Raw genomic sequence first — 19,698 nt, 5'->3', positions numbered from 1 at the left:
GAACATGGACAAGTTCACCGTACACAGCGGCCTCGTGGCGCCGCTCGACCGCGAGAACGTCGATACCGACGCCATCATCCCGAAGCAGTTCCTGAAGTCGATCCAGCGCACCGGCTTCGGCCCCAACCTGTTCGACGAGTGGCGTTACAAGGATGTCGGCCAGCCCGGCATGGACAACAGCAAGCGTCCGCTGAACCCGGACTTCGTGCTGAACCAGCCGCGCTACCAGGGCGTTTCGATCTTGCTGGCGCGCCGCAACTTCGGCTGCGGCAGCTCGCGCGAGCACGCACCGTGGGCGCTGACGCAATTCGGCTTCTGCGCCGTGATCGCGCCCAGCTTTGCCGACATCTTCTTCAACAACTGCTACAAGAACGGCCTGCTGCCGGTGGTGCTGACCGAGCAGCAGGTCGACCACCTGTTCAACGAGACCAACGCCTTCAACGGCTACAAGCTGACCATCGACCTGGACAAGCAGGTGGTGCTGACGGCCGGCGGGCAGGCGTATGAGTTCGACATCGCCCCGTTCCGCAAGTACTGCATGCTCAATGGCTTCGACGATATCGGCCTGACCCTGCGTCACGCCGACAAGATCAAGGCCTACGAGGCCGAACGCGTGGCGAAGATGCCGTGGCTGAACAACCGCCTGGTCGGCTGAACGCCGTACGGACATAAAACAAGGAAGACACAGCATGAAGATCGCAGTCCTGCCGGGTGACGGCATTGGTCCCGAAATCGTCGCGGAGGCCGTCAAGGTCCTGAACGCGCTCGACGAGAAGTTCGAACTCGAAACCGCCCCGGTGGGCGGCGCCGGCTACGAGGCCGAAGGCCATCCGCTGCCGGAGAACACCCTGAAGCTGGCCAAGGAGGCCGACGCCATCCTGTTCGGCGCCGTCGGCGACTGGAAGTACGACAGCCTGGACCGTCCGCTGCGCCCCGAACAGGCCATTCTGGGCCTGCGCAAGCACCTGCAGCTGTTCGCCAACTTCCGCCCGGCGATCTGCTATCCGGAACTGACCGGCGCCTCCAGCCTGAAGCCCGAGCTGGTGGCCGGCCTGGATATCCTGATCGTGCGCGAACTGAACGGCGACATCTACTTCGGCCAGCCGCGCGGCGTGCGCGAAGCGCCGGACGGCCTGTTCAAGGGCGCGCGCGAAGGCTTCGACACCATGCGCTACAGCGAGCCCGAGATCCGCCGCATCGCCCACGTGGCGTTCCAGGCTGCCGCCAAGCGCGGCAAGAAGCTGTGCAGCGTCGACAAGGCCAACGTGCTCGAGACCTTCCAGTTCTGGAAGGATATCGTGATCGAGGTGCACAAGGAGTACCCGGAGGTCGAGCTGTCGCACATGTACGTGGACAACGCCGCCATGCAGCTGGTCAAGGCGCCCAAGAGCTTCGACGTGATCGTCACGGGCAATATGTTCGGCGACATCCTGTCGGACGAGGCCGCCATGCTGACGGGCTCGATCGGCATGCTGCCGTCGGCTTCGCTGGATGCCAACAACAAGGGCCTGTACGAGCCGTCGCACGGCTCGGCGCCGGACATCGCCGGCAAGGGCGTGGCCAATCCGCTGGCCACCATACTGTCGGCGGCGATGATGCTGCGCTATTCGCTGAACCGCGCCGGGCAGGCCGACCGCATCGAGAATGCGGTCAAGAAGGTGCTGGCCCAGGGCTACCGCACCGGCGACATCCTGACGCCGGGCTGCAAGCAGGTCGGCACCCGCGAGATGGGTGACGCGGTGCTGGCGGCACTGTAAGTCACTGCAGCACGCATCAAAATTCCACCGTCATTCCCGCGGAGGCGGGAACCCAGCGTCTTAAAAGTCACTGGGTTCCCGCCTTCGCGGGAACGACGATGATTGAGCGGGAATGGTGTTGCGTGTTCAGTTCGATTTCTTGAATTTGTCCCCAATTCCCACGCTGCGGCAGCGCCGCAAAATCGTGTAGACTTCCCGGATGGCCCGATTTTCCCAGTCCACCCTGACTGCTGTTGTTGCCCTGACCGCTACCCGCGGCCCGGTCGGCACGATTTCGCTCGGCCAATCTGCAACGACGATTAAAACCACTATTAAAACCGCGATCGCCTAGATCCGTTCGTCGTGCCTGCCCGTCTTCCCCGCGCAGCCACGCCGGGCGAGGAAAATGGCGGGGAAGTTCAAATCACATCGAGGTAAGTCATGATTGTAGGTCTCGTCGGTTGGCGGGGAATGGTTGGCAGCGTCCTGATGCAACGCATGCAGGAAGAGCGTGATTTCGACCATATCGAGCCCGTCTTCTTCAGCACGTCCAATGCCGGCGGCAAGGCGCCCGCCATGGCGAAGAACGAAACCACGCTGAAAGATGCCAATGACATCGAAGCGCTGAAGAAGTGCGATGTGGTCCTGACCGCCCAGGGCGGCGACTACACCAACGAGGTCTTCCCCAAGCTGCGCGCGGCCGGCTGGAAGGGCTACTGGATCGACGCGGCGTCTTCGCTGCGCATGAAGGACGATGCCATCATCGTGCTGGATCCGGTCAACCAGGGCGTGATCAAGGACGCGCTGTCCAAGGGCGTCAAGAATTTCATCGGCGGCAACTGCACGGTCAGCTGCATGCTGATGGGCCTGGGCGGCCTGTTCCAGGCCGACCTGATCGAGTGGATGACCTCGATGACGTACCAGGCGGCCTCGGGCGGCGGCGCGCAGCATATGCGCGAACTGCTGACCCAGTTCGGCACCCTGAACGCGTCGGTCAGGCCGCTGCTGGACAACCCGGCCTCGGCCATCCTGGAAATCGACCGCACCATCCTGTCGACCCAGCACGGCCTGTCCGCCGAGGAAACGAAGCAGTTCGGCGTGCCGCTGGCCGGCAACCTGATTCCCTGGATCGACAAGGACCTGGGCAACGGCCAGTCCAAGGAAGAGTGGAAGGGCGGCGCCGAGACCAACAAGATCCTGGGCCGCGGCGAGGGCTTCCTGGGCGCGACCGGCGCCACGCCGATCGCCGTGGACGGCCTGTGCGTGCGCATCGGCGCGATGCGTTGCCACTCGCAGGCGCTGACCATCAAGCTGCGCCGCGACGTGCCGCTCGATGAGATCGAAGGCATGCTTGCCGCCCACAACCCGTGGGCCAAGGTGGTGCCGAATACGCGCGAAGCCAGCATGACCGGCCTGACGCCCGCTGCCGTGACCGGCACGCTGACGATCCCGGTTGGCCGCCTGCGCAAGATGCAGATGGGCGGCGAGTACCTGTCGGCCTTCACGGTCGGCGACCAGCTGCTGTGGGGCGCGGCCGAGCCGCTGCGCCGCATGCTGCGTATCCTGATCGAATCCTGATCCAGGGCCGCCACCTGTTGCCCGGCTGCGTCCGTTGCAGCCAGGCAACAGAATGGATCGCATTGTCAACAACGCCGCGCCCATGCGCGGCGTTGTTGTATCCGGGCGCCTATTTTCCCGGGCGATGCGTCACAATACGCCGGCATGCGCCCCGCGCCTGCAGGTGCTGGCATCTGCACGCGGGCTGGCAAAGGGGCCGTTCAGAATGTCCCGCCAGCCGGGCGGACCTGGTTTATGGGGTCGGTTTGTCGATTCATATCGCTACTAAAACATAACGGAGCATAAGGTGAGTGTGAGCCAACATCGCCGGAAAGATGCGCCTACTGCCCGTCAGCGCTGGTCAACGCTGGCCGTCACGGCACTGGGCCTGCTGCTTGCGCAGCCGGCCGCATATGCCGCGGGGTTCGGGCAATTGCGGGTACAGTCGAATCTGGGGCAGCCGCTGCAGGCTGAGATCGACATCAGTGGGGTCAGTGCCGAGGAGGCTGCGGGACTCAGCGTCAAGCTGGCGCCGCCAGCAGCCTATGCCGCGGCCGGGCTGACCTACTTGCCGGCCATCGGCAGCCTGCGGCTTGAGGTCGAGCGCCGCCCGAACGGCAGCTACGTGGCCCGGGTCCGCTCCGCCCAGCCGATCAGCGAGCCCTTTGTCGACCTCCTGGTCGACATGAGCTGGGCCAGCGGCAAGGTTTCGCGCGCCTATACCTTCCTGCTTGACCCTGCTGGGGCCAGGCCCTCCAACCAGACTTTCTCGCCGGCGACGGTGGTGCCGGCCGCAACACCGGATGCACCGCCGGCAGCGGCCGCACCGCAGCCCGCGCAGCAGGCTGCGCCTGCCGCCACGGCCGAGGTTGCCAGGCCAGCCGCACTCGCGCGCCCGGCCCGCCGGAGTGCGCAGCGCGCCCCGGCGCCGGCCGCCAGCGGCGGCGCCGACATGGCGCCCGGCGGCGGCTACACCGTGCAGCGCGGCGACACGCTTTCCGGCATTGCCGGCGAAGCCGTGCAAGGCCAGGAATCGGTCTCGCTGGACCAGATGCTGGTGGCGCTCTACCGCAACAATCCCAACGCCTTTATCGGCGGCAACATCAACCGGCTGCGCAGCGGCGCGGTGCTGCAGGTCCCGACCCAGCAGCAGGTGCAAGCCGTGACGCCGAAGGCCGCCCGCCGCGAGGTGGTTGCGCGTACGCAGGGCTTTGACGCCTACCGCAGCCGGCTGGCCAGCGCGGCCGCGGCCAAGTCGGTCGAGCCCGACAGCGGGCGCCAGCAATCGGGCAACGTGACCGCGCGCGTGCAGGAGCAGGCCGCCCCGGCCGACGGCCCGCGCGATGAACTGAAGCTCAGCAAGGCCGCGCGTGGCGCGCAGGCCGACGCCGCGGCCAAGGCCGAAGCCGGCGTCGCGCGCGAGCGCGAGCTCAAGGAGGCGCAAGCGCGCCTGGCGCAGCTGGAAAAGAACGTCGGCGACATGCAGAAGCTGCTCGAGCTGAAAAACGTCGAGATCGCCAAGCTGAGCCAGGCCAACCAGGCCGCGCTGGCCGACAAGGAAAAGGCTGACGCAGCGGCCAAGGCCGCGGCGGCGGCGCCGACCGTGGTGGCGGCCCAGCCGCCGAAGGCCGATGCCGTGGCCCCGGCTGCTGCCGCCGCGACGGCTGCCGCAACCGTTGTTGCGGCAGCCAGCGCACCTGCCGCGGCAACAGCCGGCGCCAGCGCCGCGGACGCCGCGGCACCGGCAGCCGCCTCGGCCGTGGCGGCAGCGCCCGCCTCGCAACCGGCTGCCGCCGTGGCTGCCAAGGCCGCACAGGATGCGGCCGCGGCATCGGCTCCTGCGGTCAAGCGCACGCCGCCGGTGGTGGCGCAGCCCGCGCCGGTGCCCGAACCGTCGTTTGTCGATGGCCTGCTGGCCAACCCGATGCTGCTGCCGGGCGGCGGCCTGCTGGTGGCGTTGCTGGGCGTCTACGCGATCTACCGCCGTCGCCAGCAGCAGAAGACAAGCGATACGACCGGCTTCGGCGACAGCGTCCTGTCGCAGGAAAGCACGGTGATGGCCGGCGCCAATTCGCTGTTCGGCACGGCCGGCGGGCAGAGCGTCGATACCTCGCAGCACAGCGTGTTCGGTGCGGATTTCCGTATTGGCAACAACACGCCGGAAGCCAACGAGGTCGACCCGATCGCCGAGGCCGAGGTCTATATCGCCTATGGGCGCGATGTGCAGGCAGAGGAAATCCTGCGCGAAGCCCTGGAGAAAAACCCGGAGCAACAGCCGGTACGGCTCAAGCTCCTGGAGATTTACAGCAACAGACAGGATGTGGAAGGGTTCCGCGTGATTGCAGAAGAAATGTTCGCCCAGACCGGCGGACACGGGGCGGAATGGCTGAAGGCAGCAGAAATGGGGCGCGCGCTGGAACCGGGCAACGCGCTTTTCCTGGCGGTGACGCCCGAGGCCGCGGGTCCCGAGACGGCATCGCCGGCAACGGACCAGTGGCGCACGCAGGATCCGTCGCATAACCCGGCCTCGATCCCGACGCTGGAGCCGTCGCTGGGCGACCTGGCGCTGCCGCTGGACGCCTTCCCGGCACCGGCCGCCGGCGATCCGATCGTCGCCCCGGCCTCCGCGGCCATGGTGTTCGGCGCCGAGGCGCAGGATGCCGGCGAGGCCGTGCGCCTGGATCTTGGCCTGCCTGAGTCCGGCGTCGACCCGCTTGCCGACGACGTGCCCAGGCTCGACACGCCGACCCGCGGCCGCCCGCTGGAGTTTGACATGTCGGGGTTGTCGCTCGACCTGGGCAGTGCCCCGCTGGACGATGCGCGCAGCAAGGCCGCGCTGGACGAGGCCACCGCGCCGCTGCCGGCCACCACCCTGCTGCATGACGGCAAGCTGGCCGAGCCGATCGACCTGTCGCGCGTGGCCCCCGACACCGGCGGCTACCTCACGCAAGGGGGGGCGCCGAGCACGCTGTCGGCCGACGGCATGGACGGCGGGCGCGACATGCAGATCAAGCTGGACCTGGCCCGCGCCTATATCGAAATCGGCGACAAGGAAGGCGCGCGCGAACTGCTGCAGGAAGTGGTCGAGCAGTCGCAGGACCCGCTGCAGGCCGAGGCCCGTTCCCTGCTCCAGGAAGTGGCCTGAGCTATCATTGACGGTCCGGCCGCGGCACGCGCTGCCGCGGCCTGAAGCGATGCGCCGGAAGCGTCCCTTCCGGCGCATTTGCTTTTCCGGCGGGCGTGGCGTGAACCACTGCGCCTGAGCCTGTGCCCGCCGCCTTGCCTGATCCCCTGACATGAACCGCATCGCCCTTGGCCTGCACTACGACGGCGCCGCCTTTTCGGGCTGGCAGTCGCAGCCGCACCGCAACACCATCCAGGACCGCCTGGAAGACGCCATCGAGCGCTTTGCCGGCGTGCGCCTGCTGACCACAGTGGCGGGGCGCACCGATACCGGCGTGCATGCGCTCGGACAGGTCATCCACCTGGATACAGCACTGGAGCGCGAGCCTTTTTCCTGGGTGCGCGGCGTCAATGCCTTCCTGCCGCCATCGATCGCGCTGCAGTGGGCATTGCCGGTCGACGATGGCTTCCATGCCCGTTTCCTGGCGTTCGAGCGCATGTACTACTACGCGCTCTACACCGGCCCGCACCGGGTGCCGCTGGTGCAAGGCCGAGCCGGCTACCAGATGCTGCCGCCGGGCCAGCGGCTGGATGTCGACGCCATGCGCGAAGCGGCCGCCTGCCTGATCGGCGAGCATGATTTTTCCGCCTTCCGCGCCGCCGAGTGCCAGGCCAAGTCGCCGGTCAAGACGATGTACGACGTCACCATCCGGGACGACGGCAACTGGGTGTTCCTGCGCTTTCGCGCCAGTGCCTTCCTGCACCACATGGTGCGCAACCTGATGGGCTGCCTGGTGGCGGTGGGGCGCGGACGCTACCCGGCGCAGTGGCTGGCGCAGGTGCTGGCCGGGCGCGAGCGCAAGCTGGCGGCGCCGACCTTCATGCCGGACGGCCTCTACCTCGTCGGCGTCAAGTATCCTGATCCTTACCGGCTTCCCGCGGCCGATCCGTCCGCAAGCCTGTTCCATGGAGTCTTCGATGACGCATCCTGAAGCCGCCGAAGGCAGCACGACGCACATGCCGGCCCGCACCCGCATCAAGATCTGCGGCCTGACCCGCGAGGAGGATGTGCGCGCCGCCGTGGACGCCGGCGCCGACGCCATCGGCCTGGTGTTCTACCCGAAGAGCCCGCGCTACGTCGACGTGGCGCGCGCCGCGGCCCTGGCCGAGGCCGCTGGCCCGTTCGTGGCGATCACGGGGCTGTTCGTCAATGCCGACGTGGAAGACATCGCCCATGTGGCCGAGCGGGTGCCGCTGACGCTGCTGCAACTGCATGGCGACGAGACCCCCCAGTTCTGCTCGCAGGCATCGCAGCGCTGCCGGCTGCCGTTCCTGCGCGCCGCCCGTGTCCGCCCCGGCCTCGATTTGGTAGAATTCGCCGATCAATACCGTGATGCCGCTGCCTTGCTGCTCGATGCCTTCGTCGAAGGCTATGGCGGTGGCGGCCACGTCTTCGACTGGACCCTGATTCCTCCGGCATGGCTTCCGCCTACTCCCCCGGTACCAGCTACCGGCAACCCGAACGCAAGCGGCGCTCCTCGCATCGTTTTGAGTGGTGGGTTGAACGCGCAAAACGTCGCTGGCGCGATTGAACGCGTGCGGCCCTACGCCGTGGATGTCAGCAGCGGGGTAGAGGCCGCCAGGGGCGTGAAGGACCACGCCCGCATCGCCGCGTTCGTGCGCGCAGTGCGCAGTGCCGAGGCAGGATGAGCCGGGCCGTCTTTCGCGTCTCCCGCGTCTTTCCCCATGCCGCCCGTGGCCTGCCGCTTGCGGGCACACGCATCGCAGTCAACCATGCGCCCTTGCCGGATGAGGCAAGGCCGCTGTTCCGAAGAGTCTAGACATGTACGACTTGCCCGATTCCCGTGGCCATTTCGGCCCCTATGGCGGCACCTTCGTGTCCGAAACGCTGGTCCACGCGCTCGATGAGCTGCGCGAGGCCTATGCGCACTACCAGAAGGATCCGGAGTTCGATGCCGAATACCGCCGCGAACTGAAGCACTTTGTCGGCCGTCCGTCGCCGATCTACCACGCGCAGCGCTGGAGCGAGACGCTCGGCGGCGCGCAGATCTACTTCAAGCGCGAAGACCTGAACCACACCGGCGCGCACAAGATCAACAACGTGATCGGCCAGGCGCTGCTGGCCAGGCGCATGGGCAAGCCGCGCGTGATCGCCGAGACCGGGGCAGGGCAGCATGGCGTGGCCACCGCCACCATCGCCGCGCGCTTCGGCATGGAGTGCGTGGTCTACATGGGGGCCGAGGACGTCAAGCGCCAGGCCGCCAACGTCTACCGCATGAAGTTGCTGGGTGCCACCGTGGTGCCGGTGGAAAGCGGCTCGCGCACGCTCAAGGACGCGCTCAATGAAGCCATGCGCGACTGGGTCACCAACGTCGAGAACACCTTCTACATCATCGGCACCGTGGCCGGCCCGCACCCGTACCCGATGATGGTGCGCGACTTCCAGTGCGTGATCGGCGAGGAAGCCAAGGTGCAGATGCCGGAAATGACCGGCCGCCAGCCGGATGCCGTGATCGCCTGCGTCGGCGGCGGCTCCAATGCCATGGGCATCTTCTACCCGTATATCGAGCACCAGGACGTGCAGCTGATCGGCGTGGAAGCCGCTGGCGACGGCCTGGACACCGGCCGCCACGCGGCCTCGCTGACCGGCGGCACGCCCGGCGTGCTGCACGGCAACCGCACCTACCTGCTGCAGGACGCCAACGGCCAGATCATCGAGACCCATTCGGTGTCGGCCGGCCTGGACTACCCGGGCGTGGGCCCCGAGCATGCCTGGCTCAAGGACAGCGGCCGCGCGCAGTACGTGCCGATCACGGATGAGGAAGCGCTCAAGGCCTTCCATGACTGCTGCCGCATCGAGGGCATCATCCCGGCGCTGGAATCGAGCCACGCCATCGCCTATGCCTGCAAGCTGGCGCCGACGCTGCCCAAGGACAAGCTGCTGCTGGTGAACCTGTCCGGGCGCGGCGACAAGGACATGCACACCGTGGCCGAACGCGCGGGGCTCAAGCTCTGATGCGCGCGCTGCCTCCGACCGGACTTGCCGTGGGCGGCGCGGGTGCACCGGATGCGTCCGGTGCGCCCGATTCCGCCCAGTTGCGCCTGTTCCAGGAAGACATGTTCGAGGGCATTGCCCGCCTGCCGGACGGCTCGGTCGACCTGATCGTCGCCGATCCGCCCTACGGGCTGGGCAAGGACTACGGCAACGATTCCGACCTGCTGTCGGGCCAGGCCTACCTGGACTGGTCCGAGCGCTGGATGGACGCGGTCGTGCCCAAGCTCGCGCCCAAGGGCACGCTCTACCTGTTCTGCACCTGGCAGTACTCGCCCGAGCTGTTCGTGATGCTCAAGCGGCGCCTGACCATGATCAACGAGATCATCTGGGACCGCCGCGTGCCCAGCATGGGCGGCACCACGCGCAAGTTCTCGTCGGTGCACGACAACATCGGCTTCTTTGCGCGCGCGCGCGACTACTACTTCGATCTCGACCCGGTCCGCATCCCCTACGACCCCGAGACCAAGAAGGCGCGCAGCCGCCCGCGTTTCGAAGGCAAGAAGTGGCTGGAGGTGGGCTACAACCCGAAGGACCTGTGGAGCGTCTCGCGCATCCACCGCCAGGACCCGGAGCGCGCCAACCACCCGACGCAGAAGCCACTGGAGATCGTCGAGCGCATGGTGCTGTCGTGCTGCCCGCCGGGCGGCCTGGTGCTGGACCCGTTCGCCGGCAGCGGTACCACCGCGGTGGCCTGCCTGCGCCATGGGCGGCGCTTTGCCGGCTTCGAGATCAATCCGGAGTATGTGCAGGTGGCGTGCGGCCGTGTGTCCGCCGCTGCCGCCGCCCTTGCCGTCGCGAACGCGGCCGCCGAGCCCGCCGCCACCCAAACCCTGGCCGCCGCCAACGACGATGTCTCGCCGGTGCCGCGGCCTCACCTGATTCCCTGATATGTCCCGTATCCAGAAGACGTTCGCGGCACTGGCCGCGCAGCAGAAGAAGGGCCTGATTCCGTTTATTACCGCCGGCGATCCCGAGCCCGGCCTGACCGTGGCGCTGATGCACGCGCTGGTGGCGGGCGGCGCCGACGTGATCGAGCTGGGCGTGCCGTTCTCGGACCCGATGGCCGACGGCCCCGTGATCCAGCGCGCCTCCGAGCGCGCGCTGGCGCAGGGCGTGTCGCTGACCCAGGTGCTGCAGTGGGTGCGCGAGTTCCGCCAGACCAACGCCGACACCCCGGTGGTGCTGATGGGCTACGCCAACCCGATCGAGTGCATGGGCGAGCAGGCCTTTGCCGCCGCCGCGCGCGAAGCCGGCGTCGACGGCGTGCTGGTGGTCGACTATCCCCCCGAGGAGTGCGAGTCGTTCGCCGGGTTGATGCGTGACAACGGCATGGACCCGATCTTCCTGCTGGCGCCGACCTCGACCGATGCGCGCATCGAGGCGGTGGCGCGCGTGGCCAGCGGCTACCTGTACTACGTGTCGCTCAAGGGCGTGACCGGCTCGGCCGCGATCGACCTCGGCAGCGTGGCCGCGCGCCTGCCGCTGATCAAGCAGCACGCCAACCTGCCGGTGGGGGTGGGCTTCGGCATCCGCGACGCGCAGACCGCGCGCGCGATCGGCAGCGTGGCCGACGCCGTGGTGATCGGCAGCCGCCTGGTGCAGTTGCTCGAGGACACGCCGCGCGAGCAGGCGGTGGCGACGCTGCAGGCATTTATCGCCGAGATCCGCCAGGCGCTCGATAGCTGAAGTGATGCAATGCCGACCCGGTGGTCGCCTGGAAGTGCGTCAGTATGCGCAAATTGCGCGTTGCGCTTCGAGGTCACCGGGCCGGCATGGTAAATTCGCGGGTTGATTCCCTGCCATCTGCCAACGGGCGTCCCGACACCGGGCTTGCCGGCGGACCGCAGTCATCCGAAAGGAGCTTTCATGAGCTGGTTGGATAAACTCCTGCCCCCCAAGATTCAACAGACCGACCCCAGCACCCGCAAGGGCATCCCTGAGGGTTTGTGGGTCAAGTGCCCGTCGTGCGAGTCCACCCTGTACCGGACCGACGTCGAGGCCAACCTGCACGTCTGCCCCAAGTGCGACCACCATATGCGCATCAGCGCGCGGGCGCGCCTGGACGCGCTGCTGGACGCCGAAGGCCGCTATGAGATCGGCCAGGAGATCGTGCCGGTCGACGCACTCAAGTTCAAGGATTCCAAGAAGTACCCGGACCGCATCAAGGCCGCCATGGACGACACCGGCGAGACCGATGCCATGGTGGTGATGGGCGGTGCCATCCACACCATCCCGGTGGTGGCGAGCTGCTTCGAGTTCGAGTTCATGGGCGGCTCGATGGGCTCGGTGGTGGGCGAGCGCTTCGTGCGCGGCGCGCAGGCCGCGCTGGAGCAGAAGGTGCCGTTCATCTGCTTTACCGCCACCGGCGGCGCGCGCATGCAGGAAAGCCTGCTGTCGCTGCTGCAGATGGCCAAGACCACCTCGATGCTGAACCAGCTGAGCGCGGCCAGGCTGCCGTTCATCAGCGTGCTGACCGACCCGACCATGGGCGGCGTGTCCGCCAGCTTCGCCTTCCTGGGCGACGTGGTGATCGCCGAGCCCAAGGCGCTGATCGGCTTTGCCGGCCCGCGCGTGATCGAGCAGACCGTGCGCGAGAAGCTGCCGGAAGGCTTCCAGCGTTCAGAATTCCTGCTGACCAAGGGCGCCATCGACATGATCGTCGACCGCCGCAAGTTGCGCGCGGAACTGGCGCAGCTGCTGGCGCTGCTGCAGAAGCAGCCCGCCGACGCGGTGGCATAACAACGTCTGCATGGCAGATCAAGGGCGCGGATGGTTGACGCGCCTTTTATGTTTTTTGGATTGTCGTTCCCGCGCAGGCGGGAACCCAGTGACATTTTAAGACGCTGGATTCCCGCCTGCGCGGGAATGACGGTAGAGACTGGATTCGTTATCTCAACAAACGACGTCTGCCCTTGACTTTGCGGGCGGCTGGCCGAATCTGGTAGCAAAGCATTCTCGTATCCCCGCTTCCACGCACCCCACATGCCTGTCTTCCATACGCTCCCCGAATGGCTTGCCCATCTCGAAACCGCCCATCCCGTGGGCATCGACATGGGCCTGGCGCGCATCACGCGCGTGAAGGAGGCCCTCGGGCTGCGCATCGACGCCGTGGTGTTCACGGTGGGCGGCACCAACGGCAAGGGCTCTACCTGCGCCATGCTGGAGCGCATCCTGCTTGAGGCCGGCTACAAGGTGGGCTGCCATACCTCGCCGCACCTGATCTCGTTCAACGAGCGCGCCCGCATCAATGGCGAGATCGCCAGCGATGCGCAGCTGCTGCCGCATTTCGAGGCGGTCGAGCGCGCGCGCAACAGCTTTGCCGACCCGATCAGCCTGACCTACTTCGAGTTCACCACGCTGGCGATCATCCATGCCTTCGCCGCGGCCGGGCTGGACGCGATCATCCTGGAAGTCGGCCTGGGCGGGCGGCTCGATGCGGTCAACGTGATCGATACCGACTGCGCCATCGTCACCAGCGTCGATATCGACCATACCCAGTACCTGGGCCACACGCGCGAGGAGATCGGTTTCGAGAAGGCCGGCATCTTCCGCCCGGGCGTGCCCGCGATCTGCGGCGACCCGGTGCCGCCCAAGTCGCTGGTGGCGCACGCCGAAGCCGTCGGTGCCGAGTTGTGGCTGCTGGGGCGCGATTTCCATTTCCACGCCGCCAAGGGCCAGGAACGCCAGCAATGGGACTGGAGCGGCGGCGGGCGCAAGCTCAACGGCCTGGGCTACCCGGCGCTGCGCGGCGCCAATCAGTTGCTCAATGCGGCGGCGGCGCTGGCCGCGCTGCAGGCCATGCGCCAGCGCCTGCCGGTGAGCGCGCAGGAAGTGCGCAACGGGCTGGCCTTCGTCGAACTGCCTGGCCGCTTCCAGGTGCTGCCGGGCCGCCCGGCGGTGATCCTGGACGTGGCGCACAATCCGCATGCGGCGGCCACGCTGGGGCAGAACCTGGAGAACATGGGGTTCTTCCGCTACACCTATGCGGTGTTCGGCGCGATGCAGGACAAGGACATCGCCGGGGTGCTGCAGCATGTGGCCGACAAGGTCGACCACTGGTGCCTGTGCGACCTGCCGACCGAGCGCGCGGCCAGCGCCGCGGAGCTGCTGGCCAAGCTGGAGGCCGGCGGATTCCAGCCCGGGCCGGATGCCACCGCGGCCTGCTTTTCCAGCCCTGAGGCGGCATTCCGGGATGCCATCGAGCGCGCCACCGAGAATGATAGAATTCTGGTCTTCGGATCGTTCTATACCGTCGCCGGCGTCATGGCCTATCGTGCCACGCAGGCTAACTGAAGCAGGCGCCCCGGCGCCCGCTGACCTGGCAACCCCGGCGGCCTTGGCCGATCATTGAGCGGCAAACGCAACGAGCGGCCCACGAGGCCGTATCACCGAACCAATCTATGGGCCTGCTTTCGCTGTTTTCTTCCCGCAAGGGCAACGACCCGGCACCCGAGCGTGCGCGGCGCCAGCGCACCGACACGGGTGCGGGCATCGCCTCGTCGCGCCGCCTGGCCGATGAGTATGCCGACGACACGCTGGACCCCGAATTCCCGCAGAAGCAGCGCGCGCGCCGCCGGCTGATCGGCGCCGTGGTGCTGATGGTGGCCGCCGTGATCGTGCTGCCGATCGTGTTCGAGACCAAGCCGCGGCCGGTGTCCGAGGACGTCTCGGTCAAGGTCACGGGCGGGCAGGGGGCGCAGAAGCCGCGCGTCGAGCCCCGCAAGGCCGATCCGCTACCGCCCGCGCCGGCCGCGCGCAACGATGCCGCGGCACTGGACGCCGGCGAGGAAATCGTCAACACGCCGCAGCCCGCGGCAACGGCCGCTGCCGCCGACAAGCCCGCGCAGCGTGCCGAAGCCAAGCCTGGCAGCGGCAAGTACCTGATCCTGATCGGCGCTTTCTCTTCCGAAGAACGCGCCAAGGGCTGGCTGGCCAAGCTCAAGGCGAGCAAGGTCCCGGCCTATGTGGAAAAGAAAGTGCTGGCCGACGGCGATCGCATCCTGCTGCGTGCCGGCCCCTTCAGCGACCGCGATGCCGCCGACGCCGCCGACAAGCGCATCCGGGCAGTGGGGTTGGCCTCCAAGGTCGTGGAACAGTAAAGGGCAGCCACGGCCGGTGCCTGTGCCCGGCCGCCAGCAACGATGCAGCCGACTTTCTTCGACTATGCCGTGGTCTTCATCCTGCTCGCCTCGGGCCTGCTCGGCGTGCTGCGCGGCCTGGTGCGCGAGGTGCTGTCGCTGATCGGCTGGGTGGTGGCGTTCTGGGTGGCGTTCCGCTACGGCGCGGTGGCCGCGGGCTGGATGCCTGAATCGATGCCCGGTGGCGAGCTGGCCCGGCATGCGCTGGGCTTCGTGGTGCTGCTGATCGGCACCGTGCTGGGGGCCTCGCTGGCCGGCATGGTGGTCGGGCAGCTGCTGGAGAGCACCGGGCTCAAGCCCGCCGACCGCGGGCTGGGACTGATGTTCGGCCTGGTGCGCGGCGTGCTGCTGGTGATGGTGATGGTCACGCTGGCGAGCCTGACCAAACTGCCGGAAGAACCGTTCTGGCGCAACGCGGTAAGCCGCCCCTACGTGATGCAGGCCATGGAATCGGTCAGGCCATGGCTGCCGCCGGAACTGGCGAAGTACGTGAAGACATGAGGCCGGGCACGTTGCCCGGCTGGTAGTAACGCAGGCCTTGGGGTCCGGAGGATATGCCGGGCCAGGCTGCGCCCCCTGAATCAAAGCCTTTCCTGGGAGCTTGGCATGTGCGGTATCGTCGGTGTGGTGTCATCCACGCCCGTCAACCAATTGATTTACGACAGCCTGCTGTTGTTGCAACATCGCGGACAGGATGCTGCCGGCATCGCCACCGCCAACGGCAGTACCTTTCACATGCACAAGGCCAACGGCCTGGTGCGCGATGTCTTCCGCACCCGCAACATGCGCAGCCTGCCCGGCGCCGCCGGTATCGGCCAGGTGCGCTATCCGACCGCCGGCTCGGCATCCAGCGAGGAAGAGGCGCAGCCGTTCTACGTGAATGCGCCGTACGGCGTGATCCTGGCGCACAACGGCAACCTGACCAACTGGGAGCAGTTGCGCGAAGAGATGTTCCGCCGCGACCGCCGCCACATCAACACGCATTCGGACACCGAAGTGCTGCTGAACGTGCTGGCCGACGAGCTGCAGCGCGCCAGCAGCGGCATGGCGCTGGACCCGGACATGATCTTCACGGCGGTCAGCGGCCTGCACCGCCGCGTGCGCGGCTCGTATGCCATCGCCGCGCAGATCGCCGGCTACGGCATGCTGGCGGTGCGCGACCCGTTCGGCATCCGCCCGCTGTGCCTGGGCAGCGTCGAGACCCCGAGCGGCAAGGAATGGATGGTGGCGTCGGAGTCGGTGGCGCTGGAAGGCATCGGCTACAAGCTCGAGCGCGACGTGGCGCCGGGCGAGGCCATCTTCATCGACCTGGACGGCAAGCTCCATAGCAAGCTGTGCGCCGAGAACGCCGTGCTGACGCCTTGCATCTTCGAATACGTCTACCTGGCCCGCCCGGATTCGTGCATCGACGGCGTGCCGGTCTATGACGCACGCCTGCGCATGGGCGACTACCTGGCCGAGAAGATCCGCCAGGAAGTGTCGGCCGGCGATATCGACGTGGTCATGCCGATCCCTGATTCCAGCCGTCCGGCCGCGATGCAGGTGGCCAACCGCCTGGGCGTGAATTACCGCGAAGGCTTCTTCAAGAACCGCTATGTCGGCCGCACCTTCATCATGCCCGGCCAGGCGGTGCGCAAGAAGTCGGTGCGCCAGAAGCTCAACGCCATGGGCGTGGAGTTCAAGGGCAAGAACGTGCTGATCGTCGACGACTCGATCGTGCGCGGCACCACTTCGTTCGAGATCGTGCAGATGGCGCGCGATGCCGGCGCCAACAAGGTGATCTTCGCCTCGGCGGCGCCGCCGGTGAAGTACCCCAACGTGTACGGCATCGACATGCCGACCCGCAGCGAACTGGTGGCCCACAACCGCACGCACGAAGAGATCGCGAAGATCATCGGCGCGGACAAGCTGGTGTACCAGGACGTGGAAGCGATGAAGCAGGCCGTGCGCGACATCAACCCGGCGCTGAAGGACTTCGATGCTTCGTGCTTCGATGGCCGCTACATTACCGGCGATATCGACGAGGCCTACCTGAACCGCCTGGAAACGGCGCGCAGCCAGGCCGACCGCGATGGCACCAATGGTGACACCGAGCGCTCGCAACTGCACCTGCAGCGCTCCGGCGGCAACGAGTAAGCGGTGCCGCACGCGCCAGCGCGTTGACTAACGCGAAGCCCGGCCGTAACATGGCCGGGCGTCGATTTGATAGTCAGCTTGCGGACGCGGGTACAGCCCGAAACAGCTAAAGAGATGGCGGTCAGCAACGAATTCCGGTCCCCAGTGCCTTCCCGGCACCGCGATTCCCGGAAGCCGGCCGCCACAGCCTGAAGCCAAAGGCCATTCGCAGAACAGCAAGCCCGTCGATCCGACCACCCGATCGCACGGGCTTTTTTCATGGCTGCGCGCCGCTTCCCCGGACCGGCGCGCAGCTTGTCGAAACCATCGCATTTGCGCGGGTACGACCGCGCCACCAGCATGAACGAACCGCTCAACCCCGAATCGCTTGGCATCGACACCCTTGGCGTGCGCGCCGGCACGCTGCGCAGCGAATTCATGGAGCACTCCGAGGCCATGTACCTGACCTCGAGCTTCTGCTTCGGCAGCGCGGCCGAGGCCGCCGAACGCTTCGCCAACTCGGAAGAGGGCTTCACCTACTCGCGCTTCACCAACCCGACGGTGTCGATGTTCCAGTCGCGCCTGGCCGCGCTCGAAGGCGCGCAGGCCTGCATGGCGACCGCCTCGGGCATGAGCGCGATCCTGTCGGTGGTGCTGTCGTCGATGCAGGCGGGCGACCACCTGGTCAGCTCGCGCGCGATCTTCGGCTCGACCATGACGCTGTTCGGCAATATTTTCTCGAAGTTCGGCGTCGAGACCACCTTCGTCGATCCCAGCGACCTGAACGCCTGGCGCGCCGCGGTGCGCCCCAACACCAGGCTGTTCTTCCTGGAAACGCCGTCGAACCCGCTGACCGAAGTGGCCGACATTGCCGCCGTGGCCGACATCGCCCACGACGCCGGCGCGCTGCTGGTGGTCGACAACTGCTTCTGTTCGCCGGCGCTGCAGCAGCCGATGAAGTTCGGCGCCGACATCGTGGTGCATTCGGCCACCAAGCATATCGACGGCCAGGGCCGCGTGCTGGGCGGCGCGGTGCTGGGCTCGCACGATTACATCATGGGCAAGGTGTTCCCGTTTGTGCGCACCGCTGGCCCGACGCTGTCGGCATTCAATGCGTGGGTGCTGCTCAAGGGCATGGAGACACTGGCGATCCGCATGGAGCGCCATTCGGCCAGCGCACTGACGCTGGCGCAGTTCCTGGAGTCGCATCCGGCCGTGGCGCGCGTGTTCCACCCGGCGCTGAAGTCGCACCCGCAGCACGAGATCGCCATGCGCCAGCAAAGCGGCGGCGGCGCGATCGTGTCGTTCGAGCTGAAGGGCGCCACGCCCGAGCAGCAGCGTGCCAACGCCTGGCGCGTGATCGACAACACCCGTCTGTGCTCGATCACCGGCAACCTGGGCGACACCCGCACCACCATCACCCACCCGTACACCACCACGCACGCGCGCGTGAGCCCCGAGGCCAAGGCGGCCGCGGGCGTGGGCGAAGGGCTGATCCGCCTGGCGGTGGGACTGGAGTCGGTCGAGGACCTGAAGGCCGACCTGCTGCGCGGCCTGGGCGACTGAGAGCGCTTACTGCGCAGGCGGCGGCGACGCAGGGCGATCGTCGCTGCCCGCCACGGCCTTCACGCCAGCGGCCGTGATGTCATAGGTGGTGCTGACCGTGGTCGTGGCCACGCTGACGGCGGCGGATCCCACGGTTGCCACTGTCGACACCGCGGCACTGCCCACCGCCACCACCATGCATCCGGCCAGCGGCGCCGTCGCGAACGCGGCCGCCAGCGCCAGGGCGGTGCGCGGCAAGGCGGCGGGTTCTCCGCTGTTGTTGCGCGCGTTGCGGCGCAATCCTGGAATTTGATATGGCATGGACACTGCTGGCCCTGGCAGGGCTGTTCGAGGTGGTGTGGGCGGCCGGCCTCTGGGCCGGCATCGGCGCGGCCGGTACCGCGATCCCCGGCATCATACTCTTCAATGAGCCCGCCACCGCCGCGCGGCTGGGCTGCATCGGCCTGATCGTGTGCGGGTTTGCCGGGCTCAAGCTGATAGGCAGCGCCTGAGCCTGGCATGCGGCAGTCTTAGCGCAGCAGCCGGCGGCGCAGCAGCACCAGGCATACCACCAGCGCTGCCACCGCATAGGCGCCCAGCACCGCGAGATGCAGGCCGGCGCCATCCACCGGACGGCCCAGCATCAGCGGGCGGATCAGTGCCACGGTGTGCGCCAGCGGCAGCAGCTTGGTGGCTGCCTGCACGCCTTCGGGCAACTGCTCCAGCGGGAAGAACACGCCGGAGAGCAGCAGCATCGGCGTCATCACCAGCGTCTGGTAGAACATGAAGAAGTCGTAGCTGGGCGCCAGCGCGGTGACGATCATCGCCAGCGCGGCAAAGGCAATGCCGGCCAGCACGATCACCGGCAGCGCCAGCAGCGCGCCGGGCATCTGCGCATAGCCGAGCGCGCCCGCCACCAGCATGATTGCCAGCCCGGACAGCACCGCCTTGCTGGCGGCCCAGGCAATCTCGCCCAGCACCACGTCGCCCAGCGTCAGCGGGGCATGCATGATCGCTTCCCAGGTGCGCTGCACATGCATGCGCGAGAAGGCCGAATACATCGACTCGAAGCTGGCCGACATCATCACGCTGGACGCGGTGGTGCCGGCCGCCAGGAAGGCGATATACGACACGCCGTTGACCTGGCCCACCATCAGCCCCAGCCCGAGGCCGAGGCCGAACAGGTAGATCATCGGGTCGGCCAGGTTGCCGATCATCGACGGGATGGCCAGCTTCTTCCACACCATGTAGTTGCGGTACCAGACCATCATCCAGTTGCGCAGGTTGCGCGGCAGCAGCGGCTGCGGATAGGTCTGCCGCGGGGGCGCGGCCGTGTGGCCGGCGATGGCGGGGGAGGTATCGGTGGTATCCGCGCGGGGATCCTGTTCGCTCATGTCAGTGCCTCGGT

At 67.5% G+C, this 19,698-nt stretch carries 18 protein-coding genes; 16 read left to right on the top strand and 2 right to left on the bottom strand.

Features of this window, described 5'->3' with window-relative positions:
* Positions 1–4 precede the first annotated feature (4 nt).
* The 15 genes from leuD to ACREYQ_RS11110 all read left to right on the top strand — a co-directional run bounded on the left by leuD (position 5) and on the right by ACREYQ_RS11110 (position 18,311).
* Positions 5–655 carry a 3-isopropylmalate dehydratase small subunit gene (gene leuD, locus ACREYQ_RS11180; protein ID WP_432257671.1) on the top strand — a complete coding sequence of 217 codons (651 nt, stop codon included), beginning with the start codon at positions 5–7 and terminating at the stop codon, positions 653–655.
* Positions 656–689: 34 nt separating this feature from the next.
* Positions 690–1,757 (top strand): 3-isopropylmalate dehydrogenase, encoded by a 1,068-nt coding sequence (gene leuB, locus ACREYQ_RS11175; protein ID WP_058698476.1) that lies wholly within the window; start codon positions 690–692, stop codon positions 1,755–1,757.
* 420 nt (positions 1,758–2,177) lie between these two features.
* On the top strand, positions 2,178–3,314 hold the full coding sequence (gene asd, locus ACREYQ_RS11170; protein WP_432257670.1) for an aspartate-semialdehyde dehydrogenase: 1,137 nt from the start codon (positions 2,178–2,180) through the stop codon (positions 3,312–3,314).
* 286 nt (positions 3,315–3,600) lie between these two features.
* Positions 3,601–6,438, top strand: coding sequence for a FimV/HubP family polar landmark protein (locus ACREYQ_RS11165; protein WP_432257669.1), 2,838 nt, complete (start codon positions 3,601–3,603; stop codon positions 6,436–6,438).
* 151 nt (positions 6,439–6,589) lie between these two features.
* Positions 6,590–7,408, top strand: coding sequence for a tRNA pseudouridine(38-40) synthase TruA (gene truA, locus ACREYQ_RS11160; protein WP_432257668.1), 819 nt, complete (start codon positions 6,590–6,592; stop codon positions 7,406–7,408).
* Positions 7,395–8,126, top strand: a complete 732-nt coding sequence (locus tag ACREYQ_RS11155) for a phosphoribosylanthranilate isomerase (RefSeq protein ID WP_432257667.1) — start codon at positions 7,395–7,397, stop codon at positions 8,124–8,126. The genes truA and ACREYQ_RS11155 overlap by 14 nt, the downstream gene beginning before the upstream one ends.
* A gap of 133 nt (positions 8,127–8,259) precedes the next feature.
* The gene (gene trpB, locus ACREYQ_RS11150) at positions 8,260–9,453 is read left to right on the top strand and encodes a tryptophan synthase subunit beta (RefSeq protein WP_432257666.1); all 1,194 of its coding nucleotides are present in this window, start codon (positions 8,260–8,262) and stop codon (positions 9,451–9,453) included.
* Positions 9,453–10,379, top strand: a complete 927-nt coding sequence (locus ACREYQ_RS11145) for a DNA-methyltransferase (RefSeq protein ID WP_432257665.1) — start codon at positions 9,453–9,455, stop codon at positions 10,377–10,379. Before trpB ends, ACREYQ_RS11145 begins: the two co-directional genes overlap by 1 nt.
* Position 10,380: 1 nt before the next feature.
* The gene (gene trpA, locus ACREYQ_RS11140; protein WP_432257664.1) at positions 10,381–11,178 is read left to right on the top strand and encodes a tryptophan synthase subunit alpha; all 798 of its coding nucleotides are present in this window, start codon (positions 10,381–10,383) and stop codon (positions 11,176–11,178) included.
* A 180-nt stretch (positions 11,179–11,358) separates the two neighbouring features.
* Complete coding sequence (gene accD, locus ACREYQ_RS11135) at positions 11,359–12,231, top strand: acetyl-CoA carboxylase, carboxyltransferase subunit beta (protein ID WP_432257663.1); 873 nt, start codon at positions 11,359–11,361, stop codon at positions 12,229–12,231.
* Positions 12,232–12,474: 243 nt separating this feature from the next.
* Complete coding sequence (folC, locus tag ACREYQ_RS11130) at positions 12,475–13,785, top strand: bifunctional tetrahydrofolate synthase/dihydrofolate synthase (protein WP_432257662.1); 1,311 nt, start codon at positions 12,475–12,477, stop codon at positions 13,783–13,785.
* A gap of 107 nt (positions 13,786–13,892) precedes the next feature.
* On the top strand, positions 13,893–14,591 hold the full coding sequence (locus ACREYQ_RS11125; protein WP_432257661.1) for an SPOR domain-containing protein: 699 nt from the start codon (positions 13,893–13,895) through the stop codon (positions 14,589–14,591).
* A gap of 42 nt (positions 14,592–14,633) precedes the next feature.
* Positions 14,634–15,131 (top strand): CvpA family protein, encoded by a 498-nt coding sequence (locus ACREYQ_RS11120; RefSeq protein WP_432257660.1) that lies wholly within the window; start codon positions 14,634–14,636, stop codon positions 15,129–15,131.
* Between the two features lie 105 nt (positions 15,132–15,236).
* Entirely contained in the window at positions 15,237–16,766 is a 1,530-nt protein-coding gene (gene purF, locus ACREYQ_RS11115) for an amidophosphoribosyltransferase (RefSeq protein WP_432257659.1), read from the top strand.
* Between the two features lie 339 nt (positions 16,767–17,105).
* Positions 17,106–18,311: an O-succinylhomoserine sulfhydrylase gene (locus tag ACREYQ_RS11110; protein WP_432257658.1), complete on the top strand. Its 1,206-nt coding sequence runs from the start codon at positions 17,106–17,108 to the stop codon at positions 18,309–18,311.
* A gap of 6 nt (positions 18,312–18,317) precedes the next feature.
* Here the strand turns inward: ACREYQ_RS11110 and ACREYQ_RS11105 are convergent, their stop codons facing one another.
* On the bottom strand, positions 18,318–18,611 hold the full coding sequence (locus ACREYQ_RS11105) for a hypothetical protein (RefSeq protein ID WP_432257657.1): 294 nt from the start codon (positions 18,609–18,611) through the stop codon (positions 18,318–18,320).
* Here ACREYQ_RS11105 and ACREYQ_RS11100 point away from each other — a divergent pair.
* Complete coding sequence (locus ACREYQ_RS11100; RefSeq protein WP_432257656.1) at positions 18,605–18,802, top strand: hypothetical protein; 198 nt, start codon at positions 18,605–18,607, stop codon at positions 18,800–18,802. The two genes, ACREYQ_RS11105 and ACREYQ_RS11100, sit on opposite strands and share 7 nt — an antisense overlap.
* Positions 18,803–18,820: 18 nt before the next feature.
* Here ACREYQ_RS11100 and ACREYQ_RS11095 read toward each other — a convergent pair whose 3' ends face one another.
* A complete protein-coding gene (locus tag ACREYQ_RS11095; RefSeq protein ID WP_432257655.1) occupies positions 18,821–19,684 on the bottom strand; it encodes an ABC transporter permease in 864 nt (287 codons plus the stop codon).
* Positions 19,685–19,698: the final 14 nt, after the last annotated feature.

The organism is Cupriavidus sp. TMH.W2, from assembly GCF_050847365.1.
Lineage (GTDB): Bacteria > Pseudomonadota > Gammaproteobacteria > Burkholderiales > Burkholderiaceae > Cupriavidus.
This window is presented reverse-complemented; position numbering and strand designations above follow the sequence as displayed.

Excerpts from the sequence above, each read along its gene's own strand:
- leuD (WP_432257671.1), top strand. The coding sequence starts at position 5 with ATGGACAAGTTCACCGTACACAGCGGCCTCGTGGCGCCGCTCGACCGC.
- leuB (WP_058698476.1), top strand. The coding sequence starts at position 690 with ATGAAGATCGCAGTCCTGCCGGGTGACGGCATTGGTCCCGAAATCGTC.
- asd (WP_432257670.1), top strand. The coding sequence starts at position 2,178 with ATGATTGTAGGTCTCGTCGGTTGGCGGGGAATGGTTGGCAGCGTCCTG.
- truA (WP_432257668.1), top strand. The coding sequence starts at position 6,590 with ATGAACCGCATCGCCCTTGGCCTGCACTACGACGGCGCCGCCTTTTCG.
- ACREYQ_RS11155 (WP_432257667.1), top strand. The coding sequence starts at position 7,395 with ATGACGCATCCTGAAGCCGCCGAAGGCAGCACGACGCACATGCCGGCC.
- trpB (WP_432257666.1), top strand. The coding sequence starts at position 8,260 with ATGTACGACTTGCCCGATTCCCGTGGCCATTTCGGCCCCTATGGCGGC.
- ACREYQ_RS11145 (WP_432257665.1), top strand. The coding sequence starts at position 9,453 with ATGCGCGCGCTGCCTCCGACCGGACTTGCCGTGGGCGGCGCGGGTGCA.
- trpA (WP_432257664.1), top strand. The coding sequence starts at position 10,381 with ATGTCCCGTATCCAGAAGACGTTCGCGGCACTGGCCGCGCAGCAGAAG.
- accD (WP_432257663.1), top strand. The coding sequence starts at position 11,359 with ATGAGCTGGTTGGATAAACTCCTGCCCCCCAAGATTCAACAGACCGAC.
- folC (WP_432257662.1), top strand. The coding sequence starts at position 12,475 with ATGCCTGTCTTCCATACGCTCCCCGAATGGCTTGCCCATCTCGAAACC.
- ACREYQ_RS11125 (WP_432257661.1), top strand. The coding sequence starts at position 13,893 with ATGGGCCTGCTTTCGCTGTTTTCTTCCCGCAAGGGCAACGACCCGGCA.
- ACREYQ_RS11120 (WP_432257660.1), top strand. The coding sequence starts at position 14,634 with ATGCAGCCGACTTTCTTCGACTATGCCGTGGTCTTCATCCTGCTCGCC.
- purF (WP_432257659.1), top strand. The coding sequence starts at position 15,237 with ATGTGCGGTATCGTCGGTGTGGTGTCATCCACGCCCGTCAACCAATTG.
- ACREYQ_RS11110 (WP_432257658.1), top strand. The coding sequence starts at position 17,106 with ATGAACGAACCGCTCAACCCCGAATCGCTTGGCATCGACACCCTTGGC.
- ACREYQ_RS11100 (WP_432257656.1), top strand. The coding sequence starts at position 18,605 with ATGGCATGGACACTGCTGGCCCTGGCAGGGCTGTTCGAGGTGGTGTGG.
- ACREYQ_RS11105 (WP_432257657.1), bottom strand. The coding sequence starts at position 18,611 with ATGCCATATCAAATTCCAGGATTGCGCCGCAACGCGCGCAACAACAGC.
- ACREYQ_RS11095 (WP_432257655.1), bottom strand. The coding sequence starts at position 19,684 with ATGAGCGAACAGGATCCCCGCGCGGATACCACCGATACCTCCCCCGCC.